This window comes from Acetatifactor sp. (assembly GCF_982438285.1).
Window position 1 is genome coordinate 1 of the sequence record NZ_CEWDFQ010000473.1, and the last position, 1865, is coordinate 1865.

At 50.5% G+C, this 1865-nt stretch carries 3 protein-coding genes; all 3 read right to left on the reverse strand.

All coding sequences use genetic code 11. The annotated features are described in order from the left end of the window. The coding region (locus tag AC1WIP_RS15375; protein ID WP_481142649.1) for a glycoside hydrolase family 35 protein at window positions 1-942 on the reverse strand (942 nt) is incomplete at its 3' end. Next, on the reverse strand, window positions 926-1414 hold the full coding sequence (locus AC1WIP_RS15380) for an acyl-CoA thioesterase (protein WP_481142650.1): 489 nt from the start codon (window positions 1412-1414) through the stop codon (window positions 926-928). The genes AC1WIP_RS15380 and AC1WIP_RS15375, both read right to left, overlap by 17 nt. A gap of 66 nt (window positions 1415-1480) precedes the next feature. Next, the coding region (locus tag AC1WIP_RS15385) for an MATE family efflux transporter (protein ID WP_481142651.1) at window positions 1481-1865 on the reverse strand (385 nt) is incomplete at its 5' end.

Consider the following 1865-nt stretch of genomic DNA (forward strand, 5'->3'; position numbering starts at 1 on the left):
CTTTTCAGTGATCTGTCCGTCCTCGGTGAGCACCCCGTCATAGTCATAGGAGGTCACATCCGGGGTCAGCTCCTCGTAATAATTGGACCCGTTCATAAAACCAAAATTGGTGCCGCCCTCAAACATATAGATATTTACATGGCCCATCTGCAGCATCGTATCCAAATCCTTCACGCTCTCCTCCAGATTGCCCGTCTTATGTCCGCCGTTTCCCCAGTAGTCAAACCAGCCCACCCAAAATTCCGTGCACATCAGAGGCCCTGTCTTTGCGTACTGCTTCAGCACATCAAAACGCTCCCTTGTCCGGGAGCCGAAATTGCCTGTGGGCAGAGCGCCCGAAACCACACCGCCGTTGAGATTTTCGGCAAAGGGGCCGTCAGAGGTCACAAGGGGCACTGTGACGCCGTTTTGGTGCATCAGGTCACGCATTGTCTCCAAATAGCTCTTGTCGTTGGCAAAATAACCATACTCATTCTCCACCTGCATAAGAATCACAGGGCCTCCCCGGTCAATCTGCAGGTGAACCAAATGGGGCATCAGCTCTTTATAATATTCCTCCACATGCTTCAAAAAGGGCTCATAGCTCACCCGGAGGCGCATTCCATCCTCCTTGAGAAGCCAGGCGGGAAGCCCGCCAAATTCCCATTCCGCACAGATATAAGGGGAGGGACGCAGAATCACATACAGCTCCAGCTCCTTGGCAATGCTTACAAAGCGCTCCACATCCAAAATTCCTTCAAAGCAGAATTTTCCCTTTTCCGGCTCGTGCATATTCCATGGAATGTAGGTTTCCACCGTATTGCAGCCCATGGCCTTCAGCTTTTCCATGCGGTCCCTCCAATAGGCAGGCACCGTTCTGAAATAATGGAAAGCTCCTGAAATAATTTGAAAAGGCTTTCCGTCCAAATAGAAATTATCTCTAATCTCAAATGTTCTCTCCAAGGCGTTCCTCTCCTTTCTGTTTCTCAGGCTCTGTCTGCAGCTTCCTTCCCTTCACCAGGCACAAGGCCTCTTTTCTCTGACGTTCCTCCTCTTTGTCCTGGGCTGCATCCAGGATAACCTTATGAGCCTTCTTGCGTCCGGTGTCCTCCTCCACTGTCACAAAGGTGATATAGCCCGCAATGGCCCTTTCTTCTGTGATGGCCTGGACTGCCTTTATGCCCACCACTAGACTGGTGGTTCCCGCATATACTACACGGCTTGTAAAGCGCACTACCTCCCCCTTTTTCACAGGTCTGGAAAAAGACATGGAATGCACATTTCTAAGCACGATCTCCTCTGTATTTCCATGTTCACAGGCTGCCGCCGCAAAACCGGCCTCCACAAACCAGGCCGCAGCTCTGGCCGCGAAAAGTGTGCCGTGATGGTTCAAATCCTCTCCCTTCACCAGATGCAGCGTTTCATATTTCCGCATTTTTCTCTTCTCCTGTCTTAAGCTTGCCACTTCTTTTTGGAAAACGCACTACGTCAAGTCTCCCCCTCAGACCCCATGACCCAGGGCCATTTTCTTCCACCTTCCGGTCAGATATCTTCCCACAAACAAAATCACTCGGAATACCCAGTCAAGCAGCATGGCGATCCACACTCCCACTGCCCCATAGCCCATGTATACACCGATAATATAGCTGAATCCGATGCGGAACACACACATGGAAAAGATGGAGACCACCATGGTATAGCGCACATCATTGCAGGCCCGGAGCATATTCGGCAGTACAAAGGACAGCGGCCACAAAAATATAGCCATACCGTTGTGAATCATCACCAGAATATAAGCCAGGCTGGTAGTCTCCTCTGTGAGGCCGTAAAGCTTTAAAATCCAGGGCAGGCTTAAAAGAATGATGCTGTTTACCACAGCCGTATAC

Coding starts and splice junctions, on each gene's coding strand:
- AC1WIP_RS15380 (WP_481142650.1), bottom strand. CDS start 1,414: ATGCGGAAATATGAAACGCTGCATCTGGTGAAGGGAGAGGATTTGAAC.